2 protein-coding genes and 2 pseudogenes (1 of these 4 cut by a window edge) are annotated in these 19,658 nt (G+C 69.8%); all 4 read right to left on the reverse strand.

Annotated features, from left to right (window positions below):
* Positions 1–17,508, reverse strand: a pseudogene (locus ACFYWL_RS21480) (hypothetical protein) (its annotated part extends 14,931 nt beyond the left edge of the window); the annotation flags it as partial.
* 100 nt (positions 17,509–17,608) lie between these two features.
* Positions 17,609–17,953, reverse strand: coding sequence for a hypothetical protein (locus ACFYWL_RS21485; RefSeq protein WP_386975313.1), 345 nt, complete (start codon positions 17,951–17,953; stop codon positions 17,609–17,611).
* A complete protein-coding gene (locus tag ACFYWL_RS21490) occupies positions 17,950–18,372 on the reverse strand; it encodes a YbaB/EbfC family nucleoid-associated protein (RefSeq protein WP_386975315.1) in 423 nt (140 codons plus the stop codon). The genes ACFYWL_RS21485 and ACFYWL_RS21490 overlap by 4 nt, the downstream gene beginning before the upstream one ends.
* Positions 18,373–18,439: 67 nt before the next feature.
* Positions 18,440–19,658, reverse strand: a pseudogene (locus ACFYWL_RS21495) (hypothetical protein); the annotation flags it as partial.

Below are 19,658 nucleotides of genomic sequence, written 5' to 3' on the forward strand. Positions count from 1 at the left end.
CGTCCAGCCCCGGTACACCGCGTATCCGCCGGTGGGAGCCGGTCGCAGGCCCAGCGGCCCGGATCGCCGGGGCGGCACCGGTCGGGACGGCACCCGCCAGGCGTGCGCGGCGGCCGGGAAGGTCTCCTGCCCCCGGGCGTCGACCGGGATCAGCTCGTCGGCGCCGGACGGCTTCCGGCCCACCACGGAGACCGGCAGCACCAGTTCCAGCCGCCCGCCGAACCGCTCCCGCAACAGCTCCGCCACCCGGGCCGCGTCCACCGCGCCGGACGGCGCGCCCGGGGTGCCGGCGGCCGGCGGCGCGACGAACACCTGGAGCGGGCCGGCACCCGAGGGAAGCCCTCGACGGACGGCCTCCACGACGGCGACCGGGTCGCCGACCGACTCGTCCAGCACCAGCCGGGGCTGGTCCGGGGTGGTCAGGTCGGACCAGCTCAGGGTCGTGGCGCCGGCCGGCGGCCGTGGACCGGCGTGGGCGAGCACCCCACCCGGAACGTGGCTCAACTGGACGCCGGCCGGCAGCCCCGACACCTCCGACGGGACGAGGGTGCGCCGGTCCAGCCCCATCCCGGAGGTGATCAGGTTCGTCGGTGACGCCGCCGGCATGCCGCCGAAGATCCGGCCGACCCGGTGACCCACCTCGACCGGCAGCGCAGTCGCTTTCCAGCCCAGGAAGACCACCGGCTCGGCCAGCCAGCCACCGGTGTCCGGCAGCAACCGCCGCGCCCCGTCCAGCTCGGTCGCCGGCCCGATCCACAGGTGGCTGCCGCCGTCCCACACCACCCAGCCGTCGCCGAGCCCGTACACGCCGGGCGACTGCTCGGGCAGGCCGTGCGGGGCGGGCCGGCGCGGCGCGCCGGTGACCTCGGGCAGGAAGAGGTACCGCTCGGGCCGTCCGCTGAAGAAGGTCACCTCACCGTTGGCGTCCAGCGGCACGATCTGCGGGCTGGGCGTCGGCCGGTCCCGCAGCGCCGATCGGGGCACCGACAGCATGGCCAGGGACTGCGGCCCCAGCGCCTGCGCGGTGACCTCCAGCGCCCGGGCCACGGTGACCGGCTGGTCCTGCGGCCAGTGCAGCACGGCCATCGTGGCGTCCTGCGTCCGCAGCCCGGCCAGCGCGACGCCGAGCCGGTCCGGGTCGAGCACCGAGGAGTGCAGCAGGATGGCCGGGCCGGGGCCGGTCGGGGGCAACACCCGCGAGCTGATCGGGCCGGGTGCGACGTCGCCGTCGTGCAGCAGCACACCGCCCACCGCGCGCTGGAGCCGCAGGTCGTCCGGCAGCCCCTCGGCCATGACGACCAGCGGCGCGTCCGGGGACGCGGCCAGCGGGACGACCTGCTGTCGACCGTCGTCGGCGGCCGTGGCCGGCGGTTGCGGGGCCGGCGCGAGCTGCTGCGGGGGTACGGCCGACGGCTCGACCGCCGCGGGGGTTTCCGGCACGAGCGCGTCGAAGTGGACGCCCGGACGCTCCGGGGCGGCTGCCGCCTGGGCCAGATCGACCGGGACGCCCCCGGTCGGGCCGTACCCGGCCACCGGCCGTACCCCGTCCGGGGTGACCTGGGAGACCTGCATCCGGGCGTCGGTCGCGTGGGCCAGCAGCGGTGCCAGGAACCGGCCGGCGGGGCTGCCCGACAGGTTCGCCCAGTCGCTCACGGCCGCCTGCACCGCGGCCAGTTCCCCGGGGTCGAGCTGGCGGCCGGGGTCGGTCAACACCTCGAACAGGTGACGGCCGGCGTCCGCCGGATTCGCCCGCATCTCGTCGAGACGTGCCCGCGCGGTGTCCGGGTCCAGGAGGCCGGCGTCCACGAGTTCACCGACGCGCCGCAGCGCCTGGTCGGGGCTCAGCGCCCCCACGTCCCGCTCGTGTTGCGGCCGGAAGGCGAGCCGCTGCGCGGTCACGTCCGCCGGCAACCGCCCCGCGTGCTCCGCCAGATAGTCCGACACGTGGTTTCGCAACAGCTCGGTGACCCGGCCGAGCTCGGACCCCCCGGGGGCCGCGTTATGGACCGATTCGGCGACGGCGGCCCGTACGCCGGCCGGGTCGGAGAGGAACTCCCGCAGGTCCGCCGGCAGCCGCGCGTCCAGCGCGGTGCGGACCAGGGCCGGTTCGGAGGCGACGAACGCGGACAACAGGTCGAGGCCGTCGCGGGGCACTCCGAGCGGGACCAACGCCGGCCGTGGCGCGACCGTGGGAGCGACGTACGAAGCGGCCGTCGCCCGGATCTGGTCAAGCTCCCACTCGGTGAACCCCGGCTCGTGCAGATGATCGTCACCGACAGTCCGGGCCGTCCTGAGCAGGTCACCCGGTGAGCCGTCGTGCGGCACCCCGGCGAAATGCTTCAACTCGTGGCCGTAGGCGCGGGACGGAAGACCCGCAAGCCAGTGCAACTGGGTGATCCGACCCGCCGAACCATCCTCACTGACCCACACACCATCGGTGTCCCGCAGATCACTGCCGTACCGGCTGAGCCGAACCCCCGTCTCCGCAGCCGGGTCGAACACCACCGCCACCGACCGCGGCCCACCCCCCGGCTGCAACCGTTGGTTGGTCTGCACCACCCACTGCTCGACAGCACGCAGCGTGCCCAGGATCGACTCCTGCGCCACGTTCGCGTCGGGCTCCAACCGCAGACGGAACACCACCCGCCCCGACTCACGGTGCACCCAATGATCGACGTGGACCCGGACCCCCGCGTCCTCCCCCGCCGTCTCCACCCGGAACGGACGCTCCGCCCCCGGCGTCCCCACAAACCGCAACGGCTCCGTGCCCTGCCACGTGAACCGATCCGAGTGCACCCGCGTCATCTCACCCCACGCAGGCAAACCCTCCGCACTGCGATACGACACCCGCCAACCACCGTCACCCCGCACCACCGACGGCTCCACCCCAGCCGCCCATTCCGACGACGACCCAGCCTCCGCATCGGCCGAGAACGAGCCCTTTCCAGGCCCCCACTCGAACGCCGCCGGCCCGCCAGGCAACCCACCCCCGGTACGCCGACGCTTCCCCGCCGGGACGTCCGCCGGTTCCCCTCGCTCCTGGAGCCTGTCGAGCTCTCTACGCTTGTCGAGCCTCTCCTTCCGTGCCTTGAGCTGCGCTTTCAGCGCATCGAACTCGGCAGCCGTCTTACCTGTGTTGACAAGCCGGAAGGCGTGCGTGGGCACGGCGTCCGCCCAGGGGTTGGCGCGCAGGTATTCCTGCTTGGCCTCGTCGGTCAACGGCTTCAACGGCGCCTTGACCATCACGAAAACACTGATATCCGGCCCGGCCACCCGCTTTCCCACCCGCAGACTGATCGCCGTCCCCGCCGACAGATCAACCTCCAGACCATCGGCTGTCCTACCCGCACCGAGGACCCGCATAGCGAAGGGTCTGGGTATCCTGGCACGGTCCATCATTGTGTCGTCGAGGGACACTCCATCGAAAAGCACCCACCGATCCTGTGGCTCCCAAAGAGAGTTTTTTCGCTGCGACTCGACGTCGGGCGCGGTGGGGGCGGGATCGGTCAACCTCAGATACAGTGGCCGCCCCCCGTTCCGCTCGGCCGGAATCTCTGCGACCGCGAGGGGTTGACTATCAGTGTCATACCCGATCTCGATGATGATGCTCGTCATTCCTTGGGGGATGACGAACGGAGCCCCGTCGGGGAGTTTGGTCCCCGAGATAGCGATTCTCCTGGTGGCCTTGGATGTATCGCTCGCCCCGAAGTGCATGTTCGTGTACCCAAAGCGGCTCAGCCCCGTCGCCACTCGGAAGGAATCGCTGAACAATTGCCTGTCGGATACCCACACCCGCCCGGATGCTTTTTCCCTCAGCTCGGCCAGTTCATCGTCGGTGAACTTGCGGTCAAGCTCCCGGTAGATGAAACTCTCGGTGCCGTCTTCTGCGATGTACGGGACTCTGGCAATACCCACGCCCTGCCCGCCGACGGCCCTCCCGAAGTCGACAGAGACCACGTCGCCAGGGGCGACAAATTGGGTGGCACTGATGACATACTCGGTTTTGCCGCCGATCCGGAGGGCCAGAGACACGCGACCATATTGATTGTCTCGCACGGCCAGGCGGAGGGTGAACGAGGATTCGAGCTGCGGGCTCTCGTCCTGCCAGCCACTGTCTTCCCGGAGGCTGTCGAAGTACCGGCGATGTTCTACTAGTTCTTTGGCCTGGCGGCGAGGGGAGACGGGCTGCTTACGGATGACCGCGAGTTTGCGGTGGAATACCTGTTGCAGAACAAGTCCGCGCCGGCTGGTCAGATCCGCTTCAGCCGAGGCGATCTGTTGTTCCAGCAGATTGATGGCGTTGCTGAAGAGGGCGTCCAGACGTTCCTTTTCGTTGGCGGGCACGGTTGCCTGCTGGAAGCCACCGTCGAGGCGGGGGTCGGCTGGATCACGAGGCTCGACGCGGTGGTAGGCACCGTTCCAGAAGACGACCTGGTGCCGGACGGCGCCAGCGCGGGGCGTCGGGCCGATGTCCTGCGGAGCGTCGAACGGATGATGGACCCGCATCGACATGGACAACGCCCCGGCCACGAGACGCGGAACCACATGCACGAGTTCGTAATCTCCGGATTTGCCGTTCGAGAGCCTCCCGAGCCAGATCCGGTGCAGGGCTTGCCGTTGCTGCTCCGACACACCCTCCGGATACGGAAGAAACTCCCTGAACGTCGACTGCTCACCCCGCGCGAGGTCGTCGGCCAGCCGGCGAGCCACCCACGCACGCAGCCCACCCACGTCGGTGATGCCCTCCGCCGACAGTTCGGGAGCGCCCAACAATGAACGGTAGAAGGCGTTGTGCGTTTGCTTGTCCGCCGGGCGGGAAGTGTCGAAGACATCGCGCACCCACTCGTCGAACTTCGTCTGGACACGTTGTGCAGAGAGCGCCAACCGCCCGGTCGCAGCCATTACTTGCTTGTCAGAGTCCGACGGCGGCCCCTCCGGGTCGAAGGCCGGGGTCGACATGTCGAGTTCTCCGAGCGGGTCCGCCACCCACCTCAGATCCGCGAACTCCGGGCCGAGACCATACGGGTCGTAGTACTGCGCGGAATCGGACGGCTGCCCGTCGACGTCGGCGTCGGCGTCAGCCCGCCACTCCATCGCCGCCGGCCGGCCCGGCAACGAACCAGAAACCCGCTCCGACGACCCGACCTCCGCCCCGGACGACGCCGACCCCGAGTCCGACTCCGGCGACCGGGCCGGCCGGGGCGCGACCGTGGGAGCGACGTACGAAGCGGCCGTCTCCCGGATCTGCTCCAGCTCCCAGGCGGTGAACCCCGGCTCGTGCAGATGATCGTCACCGACAGTCCGCGCCGTCCTGAGCAGATCACCCGGCGACCCGTCGTGCGGCACCCCGGCGAAATGCTTCAACTCATGCCCGTAGGCGCGGGACGGAAGACCCGCAAGCCAGTGCAACTGCGTGATCCGACCCGCCGAACCATCCTCACTGACCCACACACCATCGGCGTCACGCAGATCACTGCCGTACCGGCTGAGCCGAACCCCCGTCTCCGCAGCCGGGTCGAACACCACCGCCACCGACCGCAGCCCACCCCCCGACCCCAACCGCTCGTTGGTCCGCACCACCCACCGCTCCACCGCACGCAGCGTGCCCAGGATCGACTCCTGCGCCACGTTCGCGTCGGGCTCCAACCGCAGACGGAACACCACGTCCCCCGACTCACGGTGCACCCAGTGATCGACGTGGACCCGGACCCCCGCGTCCTCCCCCGCGGTCTCCACCCGGAACGGACGCTCCGCCCCCGGCGTCGGCACGAACCGCAACGGCTCCACACCCCGCCACGTGAACCGATCCGAGTGCACCCGCGTCATCTCGCCCCAGCGGGGCAAACCCTCCGCACTGCGATACGACACCCGCCAACCACCGCCAACCCGCTCCACCAACGGCTCCACCCCAGCCGCCCACCCCGACGACCCAGCCCCCACATCGGCCGAAGCCACACCAGCCCACTCGAACGCCGCCGGCCCACCAGGCAACCCACCCCCGGTACGCGGACGCTTCTCAAGTGGGCCCGCCGGCCAGTCCGGCACGGCTGGACGTTTGCCGCTGTCGGTCGCCTCCCACTGCATCTTGAACTCGTCGAACCACTCGTTCGGCAGATTCGTGTCGATGAGCCGGTAGGCGTATCCGGACTGGTCGGCCAACGGCGCCTCGACGGCGGCGAAGATGCTCGTGACGACGTTCGACTCCTCCAGGCGGAGGAATCGGCCGACCCGCAGGGCGACTTCCGTCCCAGGAGAGAGGTCCACCTCCTGCCCGTCCAGCGTCCTGGCCGAGAAGTCATCGCCGAGCGTGAGCGGCAGCGGGTGGGGCGTGCGCCTGTCCTCCTGCATGACGAGATCGATGGATACTTCGTCGAGGAGCGCCGCTGGCACGGTCGGTTCCCACAGCGACATCGAGCGCAGCCGCTCGATGTCGTGGGCGGTGGGGGCCGGCGAGGACAACTCCAGGTACAGGGGCGCCCCAGTGCCGTTCCTTCCGGCCGGTGCTTCCAGGACCGCCAGGGGTAGACCATCCATGCCGTACCCGAGCCGGAAATGCCCCTCCCTCAGTTCGGCGGCGATGACCGGCGGAAGTCCGTCGGCCACCTCGACCGGTGGGAGCGTGACTCTCTGGCCGCCGAAGGTGATGTCGAACGTTCCGCCCTCGCTCACCGGCGCTGTGATGTGGTAGAGATTGCCGAACGTCCACCGGTCGGCGGGCTCCCACACCGGGCCGGCTGTCACGCTCCACAGTTCGGCCAGCTCGCTGTCGGTGAACCTGTGGGCGATCTCCTTGTAGGCGAACCTCTCGGTGCCGTCGGGTGCGGTGTACGGGATTCTGGCGATACCGACACCCTCGCCGTCAACCTTTCCGAAATCGACAGCGACCCTGTCGCCCGGGACGGCGACTCGATCGGCATATCCGAGGATCGTGTCGTTTCCGTCAAGCCGGAGCCGAAGAGTCGAACGACCCGCGGTGTCCTCGACGAGGACGGGGATGGTGAACGAGTCTTGCAGGTTCCAACGGTTCTCGCTTTCCCACGTGCTCTCCTCACGGAGGGCGGCGACGTATAGGCGGTGTTCTTCGAGTACGTCGGCGTGCCTCTGGGGCGAACTCGGCCGTTGGCTGATAGCCGCGAGGTGCCGGTGGAAGGTGTCCCGCAGGAGCGGCCAGTGGCGGATTGCCGTGTTCTGTTCCGCCGTGTCGACTTCGGCTTTCAGCACCTCGAGCGCCTCGTCGAACACCACGTCCAGTCTGCGCAGTTCGGTGAGGGCTGCGGGTGACGGGAAGCCCTCGACGATCCGGGCATCGTGTGGGTCACGAGGCTGGACGAGCCGGTAGGCACCCTCCAACCAGACGACTGGTTGCGGGACCTCGCCGTCTACGGTCGGCGGACCGACGACGTACGGGACACCGTACGGATGGTGGATCGCCATCGGCAGACCCAGACCCCAGGCCACGATGTGGGGAACCACGTGCACGACGTCGGCATAGCCGGGCTGGCGGTGTACGAGTTTGTTGAGCAGGTGCTGGTGCAGCGTCTCCCGTCGCTGCTCGGCCATGTTCTCCGGATAGGGGAGAAGCGTTCTGAACATCGACTGGTCACCCCGGCGGAGGTCGGCGTCCAGGTGGCGGGCCACCAGCACGCCCAGTCCAGCCACGGTAGTGACGCCCGACTGCGCCAACCGTTCTCGGTGGATTTTCAACACCGTCCCGTAGAAGGCTTCGAGTGGCCTTTCGCCGCCCTCCGCGCGACCGATGCGGAAAACCTCATACGCCCAACGCTCGAATGCCGACCCTCTCTGGGCTTTCCTGTTCGTCAACTGGCCGATCGCCGATCCCACTGTCCGCCACCGGGCCTCCGCTGCCCGCTCACTCAGAGCGTTCAGATCTTCCGCGGTAAAGTCCGTAACATAGTCCCGGTAGATGAATCTCTCGGTTCCGTCGGGCTCTCTGTAGGGAATTCTGGCAACAGCGAAGACCTCTTCACCGTCCATCCCGAAATCGACAGCGATTCGGTCGCCCAGGATGGCGACATTGGTCAGATGGCGGAGGCTCAGGCGCCTGCCTCCCACTGCGGCAAACGCGATTATTTTCCCTTCACCTTGGGAGGCGGCGTTGAGGTGGAGGGTGACCCGACCTCCCTGAGGCCTCGGGTCCTCTCCGCTCCAGGGGTCGGACCGGCGAATGCTGAGGAGGTACCGGCGGTATTCCGTCAGAATGTCGGCCTGCTGCTGGGACGATCCCGGGCGTTGCCGCTCGGCGGGATCTACCCCGCGAACTCCTCGACGGATGACCGCGAGCTTACGCTCAAGATACTCCCGCTGGACCGGCCGGCGGTTGCCGGCCGCTCGGAGCTTCGCTTCCGCCTTGTCAATTTGCGCCAGCAGGTCACGGAGCGCCTGGTCGAACAGGCCATCGAGTCTCCGCTTCTCATCGTCCGGTATTGTCCGCTCGGGACCCCTGGCGATTCTGGCCAGGTCAGCATCGTTTGGATGAGGGGGCCGGAGGAGATAGTAGGCGCCCTTGTAGAAGACAACTGGCAGCCTGGTGGAATCGGGCCCCGGGCCGATGTCGTACGGGGCGTCGAACGGCTGGTAGATGCGCACCGACTGCGGTATGAAACGGGCCAGGACATGGACAGCAACATGCGCGACGTCGTGATCGCCGCCAAAGCCGTACGCGATTTTTCCGATCCATTGCCGGTGCAGGTCCTCTCGTCGCTGCTCGGACACGCCCTCCGGATACGGAAGCAAACGCCGGAACTCCGACGCGTCACCCAGACGGAGATCGGCGGCCAGGCTGCTGGCCGTCCACTCGCGCAGTCTCTGACGGTTGATCCCCAGGTCCGCAAACTGCTCCTCGAAGGCGTGGAAAACCGAGTCGTAGAAGTTGGCGGGTTTCTCGCGCGTAAGATCGATTCCGAACACCTCGCTCGTCCACCGCACGAAGCTCTGCTCGTCGAGGTTGCCCACGTCTGACAACTGTTCGATCGCCGGGGCAACCACCGCCGGCACCGAGATCGGCGTCGGGAAGATCTCCTGCGGCAGGTCCCGCGCCGCATCGTCGAACCTCCCCGCCAGCATCTCCGCAACCGACCCCGGTTGTGTCAGCGCCTCGGTGATGTCGCGTTTCAGGTCGTCGAAGCGCTCGTTGTCCACACCCGTGTCAAGGAGCCGGTAGACGTGTCCGGACCCGTCGACCAACGGCGCACGGACCACGACAGGGATGGTGCCGGCAACATCCGCCCCGACCCGTCCCTGCCACTGCCCCACCGACAGGGTGACCGATGTCCCCGGAGAGAGATCCACCTCCGCCCCGGCCAACGTCCTGGCCGAGTCAGGACCGCCGAGCGCGATGGGCAGCGGGCCGGCCGTCCATTTCCCCTGCTCCAGTACGACTTCGAAGGACATCTGCTCGGAGAGAGGCCACCGATTCTCCGGTTCCCACAGCGCGCCCCTGCGCAGGCGCTTGATGTCGTCGACGACGAGGGCGGGCTTGCCCACTTCCAGGTACAGGGGCAGTCCTGTGACGTTCTTTTCGGCCGGCGCTACCAAGACCGCAGTGGGTCGACCGTCCTCGGCGTACCCGAGGATGAGACGGCCGTCCAGCTCGGCATGGAGGACAGGCGGAAGCCCGCCGACCACCGGGACGTGTGGGACCACGATCTGTCTGTCGTGCCGCCGGGCCGCCGGGTCGCCGTACTGACCGGCCAACCGCCCGCCGGTCGTGAGAGGCACTGCCACCTGATAGTGGTCGCTCGACAGCGGCCGGTGGTGAAGGTCCCACACGCGGCCGGCTGCCTTCCCCCGCAACTCGAGCAGGTCACCGTCGCTGAATTTGTTTTCGAATCTTCGGTAGAGGATCCTGTCGGTGCCGTCGGTGCCGTCGGTATACCGGAATTCCGCAAACGCGATGGCCTCTTCGCCTCTCGCCCCGAAATGAACAGGAAGCCGGTCGCCCCGTATGGCAATTCGGCCGATACCCAGAGGTACGGCCCCGCCGTCCAGCGGCACGCTCAGTTCCAGGGACTTACCGTTCTTGACTCGGTTGACGCCGACGTCGAGCGTAAAATCGTAACGGAAGTCTGTCGTTTCTACCTCCCATCGATGATCCGCACGAAGGTCGTCGAAGTATCGGCGGTATGCGGCCAGTTCCTGGGCTTTCCTGTTGTGGGGAGAGTCGGGGTGTTCGCGGATGACCGCGAGCTGGCGGTGGAGGGTGTCCCGCAGGAGGGGCCAGTGCTGGGAGTTGGTCGGATGGGGGTTGTTCTCCGCCTGCGCGATCGCCGCCAGCAGCAGATCGCGTGCGTCGACGAACACTCGATCGAGTCGCTGCTGCTCGTCTTCGGACACCTCTGTCCGAGGAAAGCCCTCAGCGATGCGGCGAGCGCGTTCGGCATCTGCCGGGTCAGGCAGCGGGCCGAGATAGTAAGCACCCTTGTGGAACACGACCGGATACCGGACGGCCCCAGCACGGGGCTCCGGGCCGATGTCCTGCGGAGCGGCGAACGCATCGTGGACCCGCAGCGACACGGACAACCGCGACGCGACGACGTGCGGAACCACGTGGGCAACGTCCTCGTCGCCGGTCTTGTGGAACGCGATCTTGTTGAGCCACTGCCGGTGCAGGTCCTCCCGTCGCTGCTCGGACACGACCTCCGGATACGGAAGCAACCCGCTGAACTCCGACTCGCCACCCCGGCGAAGGTCAGCGGCCAACTCACGGGCGACCCACGCGCGCAGTCCAGAAGCGCTGGGCTCGACCCCCGCACCCTTCAACTGCTCCCCGAAGCTGTGCAACACAGCGTCGTAGAAGTCGTTCGGCTTCGGGTTCACCACGAGATCAATCCCGACCACGTCGCGCGTCCACTGCACGAACTCCGCCACGACATCCCGGACTCCACCCGCCTCACCACGGGTCCCCACGGCCGACAACTGCGCGATCGCCGAAGCCACGTCCTGCTCCCAGCCCTGCGGAACACCCCTAAGCCCACCGACCGCCGGGGCCGTGCTGATCCCGCTCGTCAGGTCGTCGAAGCGCTCGTTGTCCACACCGGTGTCGAAGAGCCGGTAGACGTGTCCGGACCCGTCGACCAACGGCGCGCGGACCACGACAGGAACGGTGCCGGCGACACCCGCCCCGTCCTCCCCCTGCCCCGGCCACTTCCCCACCGACAGAGTGACTGACGTCCCCGGGGAGAGATCCACCTCCGCCCCGGCCAACGTCCTGGCCCGACCACTACCGCTGACCTCGATGGATAGTGAACCCAAAGCGATGCGAGTCGGCGATGATCCATGGCGTCTCGGCCCCGGCTGCAACACGACATCGAAAGACATCTTCTCGGAGAGAGCCCACCGATCTTCCGGCTCCCACAATGCGCTCGTGCGCAGCCGTTCGATGTCGTATCGAGTGATGGCAGGTTTGGACAGTTCCAGGTACAGGGGCTGGCCCTTGACGTTCTTCCCGGCCGGTGCTTCCACGAAGGCAGTGGGTCGGCCGCCGTCGCGGGCATACCCGAGCAGAAGCCGGACCTCCTTGAGCTCGCTGATGAGAACGGGCGGAAGTCCGCCGACCACCGGAACCGGCGGGATCCGCATCGCCAGGACATCCTGGCCGGCCCGGACTCTGCCGAGGCCCACGCCCAGTTTCCCGTTCCCCTGGAGGGGCGCCGTCGTGTAGAAATCGCGCACCAGTGGCGGATGGTCAAGGTCCCACAGCTTGCCGACCGCCCTGCTCCTCAGCCTGGCCAAATCCGAGTCGTTCAGTCTGCGGCCGACTTCTTGGCGGGAGTAAACTTCGGTGCCGTCAGCCGCGGTGTACGAGACTTCAGCGAAGCCGGTGCTCACTCCGCCGACCTTGCCGAAATGAACAGGGATCAGATCGCCCGGGACAGCCATCCGATCGACATCCAATGCGGTCGACTGCTTGTCACCAAACCATATACGCAGGTACCGGTACCCCGGGCCTTTTGCGCCGACGTAGACGGGCAGGTGGATGGTGAACTGGTCTTCCAGGTCCTGCCGGTTCCCGGACTTCCATCTGCCGCCAGTGAGGAGTCTCCGAAGGTAGTGGACGTGGTCAGCGAGCTCCCGGGCCTTCTTGTTGTGGGGAGAGCCGGGGTGTTGACGGATGACCGCGAGCTCACGCTGAAGCGTGTCCCGCAGGAGGGGCCAGTGCTGGGAGTTGGCCGGATGGGGGTTGTTCTCCGCCTGCGCGATCGCCGCCAGCAGCAGATCGCGTGCGTCGACGAACACTCGATCGAGTCGCTGCTGCTCGTCTTCGGACATCTCCGTCCGAGGAAAGCCCTCAGCGATGCGGCGAGCGCGTTCGGCATCTGCCGGGTCAGGCAGCGGGCCGAGATAGTAAGCACCCTTGTGGAACACGACCGGATACCGGACGGCCCCAGCACGGGGCTCCGGGCCGATGTCCTGCGGAGCGGCGAACGCATCGTGGACCCGCAGCGACACGGACAACCGCGACGCGACGACGTGCGGAACCACGTGCGCAACGTCGAAATCGCCGGTCTGGTCGTGCGCGATCTTGTTGAGCCACTGCCGGTGCAGGTCCTCCCGTCGCTGCTCGGACACGACCTCCGGATACGGAAGCAACCCGCTGAACTCCGACTCGCCACCCCGGCGAAGGTCAGCGGCCAACTCACGGGCGACCCACGCGCGCAGTCCAGAAGCGCTGGGCTCGACCCCCGCACCCTTCAGCTGCTCCCCGAAGCTGTGCAACACAGCGTCGTAGAAGTCGTTCGGCTTCGGGTTCACCACGAGATCAATCCCGACCACGTCGCGCGTCCACTGCACGAACTCCGCCACGACATCCCGGACTCCACCCGCCTCACCACGGGTCCCCACGGCCGACAACTGCGCGATCGCCGAAGCCACGTCCTGCTCCCAGCCCTGCGGAACACCCCTAAGCCCACCGACCGCCGGGGCCCCACTCGCCCCCGGGTCCGGCCCGATTGGTGCGGGGTTCTCCGGCAGGATCCCGAACCCACGCGCCGAGACCCGCTGGTCCCACACTGCCAGCAGCCGCACGGCGTCGGCCGGGTCGGCATCCGCCAGCCAAGGGGTGTCAGCCACCGATGCCGGCTCACGAGTCCCCGCCCGCGGATTCCCGGAGTCGACCGGGCCGGTGCCCGCCGACGGCTCCCCGGTCTCGGACGTCGGTGAATCACCCTCTGCCGGCAGGTCCGACTCGACCTGTTCGGGTTCAGCCAGCCGGTCGCCGTCGGACACCGGCGGCGGCGAATCGACCAACGCCAGCGGATCCCAGTAGTCGAGCGGGCCGGACTCCAGCCGCCAATCGACGCCAGACACCCCGTCCAGCGGCTCCCAGGGGTTGTTTAGGTCGGCATCCGCCAGCCAATCGGTGCCGGACTCCGATGCCGGCGGATCCACGCCCGCCAGCGGATCCGAGGGGTCGGCAGGCTCGGCGCCCCTCGGCGTGTCCCAGTCCATGCCGGACGCCGGGGAATCCCCTCCTGGCAGCAGGTCGACCGGATCGGCGTCCCCCGTCGGCCCCCAGTCCTCGGGTGGCAACGGTGGTGTGCTCAGATTCAACGCGTTCAGATCCTGGAGATCCGGATCAAGGAACGCCGGGTCGATGCCCGACGCATACGGGGACGGCTGCCAGGGAATGCCGGACGGTTCGGGGGAGGTGGCGTCCGCCTCCATCGCCTGGGACGGGCCGCGTGGCGCGGTCGTTGAGGCGAGCAGGATGGCGCTGGGGTCGATGCGGGTCGTGGTGCTCGGCTGCGGGCGTGCGGTGGTGCGGTCGGGAAGAAGGCCGGCGATCGTGGTGGGTCGTCCGGCGCTGTCGAACGCGGCGAGCCGGGTGCTCGATGCGAACAGGTGCCGCAGCCACGGGTCGCGTACCGGGTCGGTGGGTTCGGGTCGGTCCTCGGCGCCGGGCACCAGGCCGTCGCGCACCCTGATCGTCGGTGGTCCGGATGGTTGTGGCTGGCTGTGGAGGGCGAAGACGTGTTGTGGTTCGTTGGGTGGTGCGACCCTGACCACGACCATCGATCCCGGTGCCGCTCGCAGCGCGGCGAGCACGTCCTCCGGGGTGACTCCGTCGGGGTGGGCGACGCGCTCGGGTGTCGCGTCGAGGACTTCCAGGAGTTGCGGCCAGCTCGTGGTGGGTGCGAGTCGGCCGTCGGGCCCGACGATCCGGTCGTCGAACACCGCCCGGTTGCCGGGCCGTCCGTAGGCGGTGGTGAAGACGTCGAGGGTGGCCTGCACGCACCACCACCACGGGTCGCGGATGTCGTCGGGGCCCACCGGTGTCTGCTCGATCCAGTCGGCGACCCGCCGCGCGGACTCGGCCGCCGCGACGGGCTGACCCGCTGCCGCGACCACCGGTCCCGGTGCCGTGCTGGCCGGCTCCGGTGCCGTGCTGGCCGGCTCGCGGCGTCCGACCGGGTCACCACCGACCGGCTCGTCCAGCGAGGACACGTTGCTGAACGAATCCCTGCCGCCGAAGTCGCGCCCGACCGGGCCGCCGCCGAGCAAACCGTCGCGCGAGGACGTGTCGTTGAACGGGGCCATGTCCCTGAGATCGCGCTCGGCCGCCTCACCGTTGTCCGGCTCGTCGAGCGACGGGACGCCGTTGACCGAGTCCCCGTCGATGAGGTCGCGTTTGACCGGGTCACTGCTGACCGGCTCGTCGAACGAGGAGAGGTCACTGACCGTCATGGTCTCGTCGAGGCTGACCAGTTCGCCCGACAACGAGAGGTCGCTGACGGTCATGGTGTCGTTGAAGCTGCTGTCGCGGCTGAAGCTGTCGTCGCTGCCGTCGTGGTGGTTCGGCGTGCGGTCGGTGCGGGAAGCCGCGCCGGCCGCATCCGGTGTGCCCGGAGTGCCCGGAGTGCCCGGCGCGTCCGGTGCAGCCGGAGTGCCAGGCGTGCCGGGCGGGGCCGGCGCACCGGACGCACCGGGCGAGGCCGGCACCCCGGACGCGCTTGCCGCGCTGGGCACACCCGGCGTGCCGGGGGCGGCGGTGGCCTGGGCGAGCACCTGGTGGTATCCGCTGACCCAGTCCCGCTGGAAGGATCCGGCGAGGGTGTCCCGGCTGGCCGGCTCGACGCCGTACTCCCTGGCCAGGGCGGTGAACTGTTGCTCTGCCAGGCTGGTCGCCGCCGCGGTGTGCTGCTCCGGGGTCACCGGCACCGTCGGCACGTCGGTGCGCCGGTCTGCCGGGCTGTCCGTGCTGGGCGGCGTCGTGTCCGGTGCGGTGGTGTCGGCGATGGCCGCGGCGGTGAAGCGGGCGGGCAGGTCGGTGACCACCTGCCGGACCACGTCGGCCACGGCGTTGACCTGCGCGGCGTCGGGCCTGGCCACCGCCTGCGGCACGGTCAGTGGTGCGGTCAGTGGTGCGCCGGTCAGTGGTGCGGCGGACGATGGGGTGGTGCCGAGGATCGCGTCGAGGCTCCGGTCCACGTGGGCCCGCACGTCACGCGCGACCGCGGCGCGCTCGGCGTCCGACGGCACCGCCGCCGCCCCGGCGGCCCCCGGCACCCCAGCACCGCCGGGCCCGCCACCACCGCCCGGCCCGCCAGCACTACCGGGCACTCCAGCGCCGCCGGGCCCGCCAGCCGTGCCGGGCACTCCAGCGCCGCCCGGCCCGCCCGGGGCCCCCGGCGTACCGACGGCCGCCGGCAGGGCGACGTCACCCGGCACGCCACCCGCCCCCGGCACGCCAGCGGTCCCCGGCACCTGAACGGCCCCTGGCAGGACCAGTCCGCCTTGCAGGGTGACGGGCGTCGGTGTGCCGGTGGTGAGGTACTGGTCGACGTGGTGCTGGGCGGCCAGGTGCACGGCCGCGCGCAACGCCTGCCGGTCGAACTCCGCCGGCAGCGCGGCGACGACCAGCTCCGGGCGTATCCCCGCCGGAGGCTGACCGCCGGTGGTGGCCGACTGCGCAAGGGCCTCGGTGACGCGGGCGACGGCCTGGTCCCGGACACCGAACAGGTACCGCTCGGTGAGGGCGGTGGCGGGCAGGCCGATCTGGGACAGGAAGGCGGGGACGGCCGGGTCGTTCTGCCGGGCGTCGGCCCACTCGGCGAAGACCTGCTCGACCGGCACGGGAAGCGCGGCCAGGAACTGCCGCGCCTGTCCCGTCCCGGCGAGCAGCCCACCGTAGTGGTCCACCAGTTCCTGCTGGAACCGCTGCCACTGCTCCACCACCGGCGCGCCGGCGACCGCTACCCACTCCGGCACGGGCACCGGCGGCACCGTCGGCACCGAGAAGTTCGGCACGGACCACGACGGCACCGGCAGGTCCGGCGTCGACCACGACGGCGCGGACAGGGCCGGTGCCGACCACGCCGGCACCGGCGGCACCGGTTCAGGCGCCGCCGGTACCGATGCTGACAGCACCGGTGCCGGCACCGGCGCGGGCACCGGGGCCTGCCCGCCGGAACCCGCGCCCGCAGGACCGCCGGCCTCCGGCTGGTACGTGGACGGGTCCGGGGTGACCGGGGTGGGCGGCGGCACCGGGGCGACCGGCTTGCCGTCGGCGGTGAAGCCGGGGCCGGCGGGCATTCGCCACTGGGGCCGGGTCGGGTTGAACCCCAAACCCACCGCGCCGCGACGCGCACCCATCCCGGCCCCGGTCGCACCCAGCTCACCCGACCCCGACAACGCCCCGGAGAGCGCGTCCGGCCCGAGACTGCCCGTGTCGTAGTGCCCGTCGACCATGTAGCCGGCGCCGATGCCGCCGACCACCTCCATGCCGACCTCCGACACCGGCACCATCGCCAGGCTGGTCAGGATGTCGCGTGTGGAACCCGTGACCCCGAGGTGCGACAGACCACCGCCGACGGCACCGGCGAACCGGCCCAAAGCCGGCGCGGCCGCCGTGGTGATGCCCGCCACCGCCAACCCGTACAACGCCTGCTTACCGACCTGCGCCCAGTCGATCTTCGGCATCAGACCGTCAGCCAGCATGCTGATCTGCGCCAACAGCGACGACCCCGGCATGAACAACATCTGGATCGCCGTGCTGCTCGCCGCCGCCCGCACCATCGACGACCGCAGGATCGTCTGGATGATCGTCCGAACCTTCACGATGTGCGCCGCCGCCTCCACCGGCAGGAAGAACGCCATCGCGAACGCGACCGCCAACTCCGTCATCATGAAGATGAACATGACCAGTGCCTGGCGATCCGTGAGCTCCATCTGGTTGAGGAAGCCCCGCATCGCCTGGGCGAGGTTGACCTTCAGATCGGCAACCCGGTCCAGCATCTCCACGAACGGAGCCGTCTGCGCGACGAACCGCTCGTAGATCTCGCCCTCCCCCGCCGCCCGAACCACCTTGATCGCCTGGGTCAGCTCCGGAACCAACAGGGTCCGCACCCGATCCGCCAGCGTCTCCAGCGCGTTCAGGTCGTACGCCAGCATCGGCAGGTTCGACCGGTGCAACCGCATCCCGGTGAACGCCTCCAGGGCCTGCTTCGACGACTCGTTGAGCCCAACGGAAGGAACGGCGGCCTCACCCATCGCCAACGCCCCTTCCCCGCCCCCGATCAGGGGCAATCAGTGCGAGTCACTCGGCGGCGCAGACCACCGCCCCGGCCCTCGGCTGTCCCGTCTGCGCGGATCAGCTCCGCGTGCCACCGCCGCTCATGTCCGGGACCATCTCGGTGCCGGTGGCCTCGGTGTTCTCCCCGACGCGGCGAACCATGTCCAACTTCTCGCCCTGGAATCCGGCCGCCGCTGCCAACCTGGCGTACGCCGCGAGCACGATGCCCGCGAGGACCTGCTGCACGGCCGCGCGGGCCTGGAGGCTCAGTTCGTCGTCTGCGGGGACGCCGGCCGCCCACCGGCACTCGGCGATCTGGCGCACCGGGTCCACCGTGCCGATCAGGTGGTCCTTGAACTGGCCCACCAACGGCACCTGCCGGGCCAGGGCGTCCCCGTTGAAGGTGATCCGTGACTCGCTCATGACGCCGCCGGCCCGGTCCGCCGGTCGGCGCCGCGGGAGACCATGCTGGCGATGCCCTCGACGAGTTCCTCGATGCTTCCGGCCGACTGCGCGGCGTCGTCGAGGCCGGTGAGGTGGCGCGTCAGCTCGGCGGTGCCGGCCATCGTCCTGCGCTGGGCCTGCTCGCGAGCGGTGCGCGTCGTCGTCACGATCAGGTCGGCCAGCTCGGCTGGCGCGAGTCGCCGGTAGGCGTCCCCGTTGAAGGTGATCCGGCTCAGCTCGCCGTGCCCACCGACGGTCACCGACAGCAGCTTCTTCTTGTCCTCCACGGTGGTCTGCGCCCGAGCCACGCGCCGACGTACCCGGTCGGCCGCCTCATCGACGTCCTTCAGGGCCGCACGCATCTCGGCCAACAGTTCCTCGTCGCCCAACATGCTCATCCCGACTACCTCCTCCTCTATCCCACGGCTGATCTGCGGCACCGGGTTCACGTCGGTGCAACAGTCTTCACCGGCCCCGGTACCGGCGACGCTCGTCCTGGCTGCCGGGGCGCTCGTCGACCGGCATGCCGAACTCGTCCTCTTCGACCCGGGCGTCGCGACCGCGCCGGCCGATGACGGCGGGCGCGCAGTCGGGGTCGGTGCCCCAGACCTTCTCGTCCTCCTTCAGCCAGGTGCTGCGCTGGCGATCACGGTCCTGCCCTTGGTGGGGCGCGCCACCCATGCCCGGCATCATCGGGGGCATGAACGGCATCCCACCGCCGGGCATACCGCCCGCGCCGGGCTGAGAGAGACCAGGGCCGGCACCCGGACCTGGGGTCAGGTTGGCCCCGACCGGGCCTCCGACGGGCACCCCCAGCTTGTCCGGGTTCAGCGCTCCGGGCGAGCCGGACACACCCGGCACCGCCGACAGGCCCCCGGTGCCGACCTGCACCCCGGGAACGTGCGGGAAGTTGGCCGAGCCGGGTCTGGTGACGTCGCCGAGCGCCGGAGGAGCGGTGATGCTCCCGGTCATGCCCGGTTTCGGCGACACGTCCTTGCCGTCCACCGTGGTCGGGAACGGGTTCCGGTCCACCGGCGCCGTCGGCCCGGCGTCGGGCCACGGCAACCGACCCGTGTTCACGCCCGGCACGGAGCCACCGCCGCCGGTCTCGGGCCCCGGCAACCTGCCCGTGTTCAGCCCCGGCACAGAGCCGCCCCCGCCGGTTTCGGGCCCCGGCAACCTCCCCGTGTTCAGCCCCGGCACAGAGCCGCCCCCGCCGGAACTCCCCGACGGGCCGGGCGGCAGCCCGAGTTTCGCCCGCTCGGCGGGCGACAGTGGGAGTTCGTCCAGCAGTCCGCCGCGTTGCAGCGCGTCGAGCTGCTCCGGGCTGAGCTGACCAAGGTCGGTCGCACCCCCCGGCGGCAGACCGTTCTTCCGCAGGTAGTCAGCCTGCTCAGCCGTCAGCGGCACATCGTCCAACAGCCCGGCCCCGTCCAGTTGCCGCAACTGCGACGGCGTCAGGTCACCCAACGACTGCGGCCCGTCCAGGCCGAGCTTCGCCCGCTGGTCGCCGGTGAGGGGGGTGTCGTCCAGCAGCCCGCCGCGCTCCAACGCGTCGAGCTGCTCCGGGCTGAGCTGACCAAGGTTGCTCGCACCCCCCGGCGGCAGACCGTTCTTCCGCAGGTAGTCAGCCTGCTCAGCCGTCAGCGGCACATCGTCCAACAGCCCGGCCCCGTCCAGTTGC

Source organism: Micromonospora sp. NPDC002575, assembly GCF_042889525.1.
Classification (GTDB): domain Bacteria; phylum Actinomycetota; class Actinomycetes; order Mycobacteriales; family Micromonosporaceae; genus Micromonospora; species Micromonospora carbonacea.

Coding starts and splice junctions, on each gene's coding strand:
- ACFYWL_RS21485 (WP_386975313.1), bottom strand. CDS start 17,953: ATGAGCGAGTCACGGATCACCTTCAACGGGGACGCCCTGGCCCGGCAG.
- ACFYWL_RS21490 (WP_386975315.1), bottom strand. CDS start 18,372: ATGAGCATGTTGGGCGACGAGGAACTGTTGGCCGAGATGCGTGCGGCC.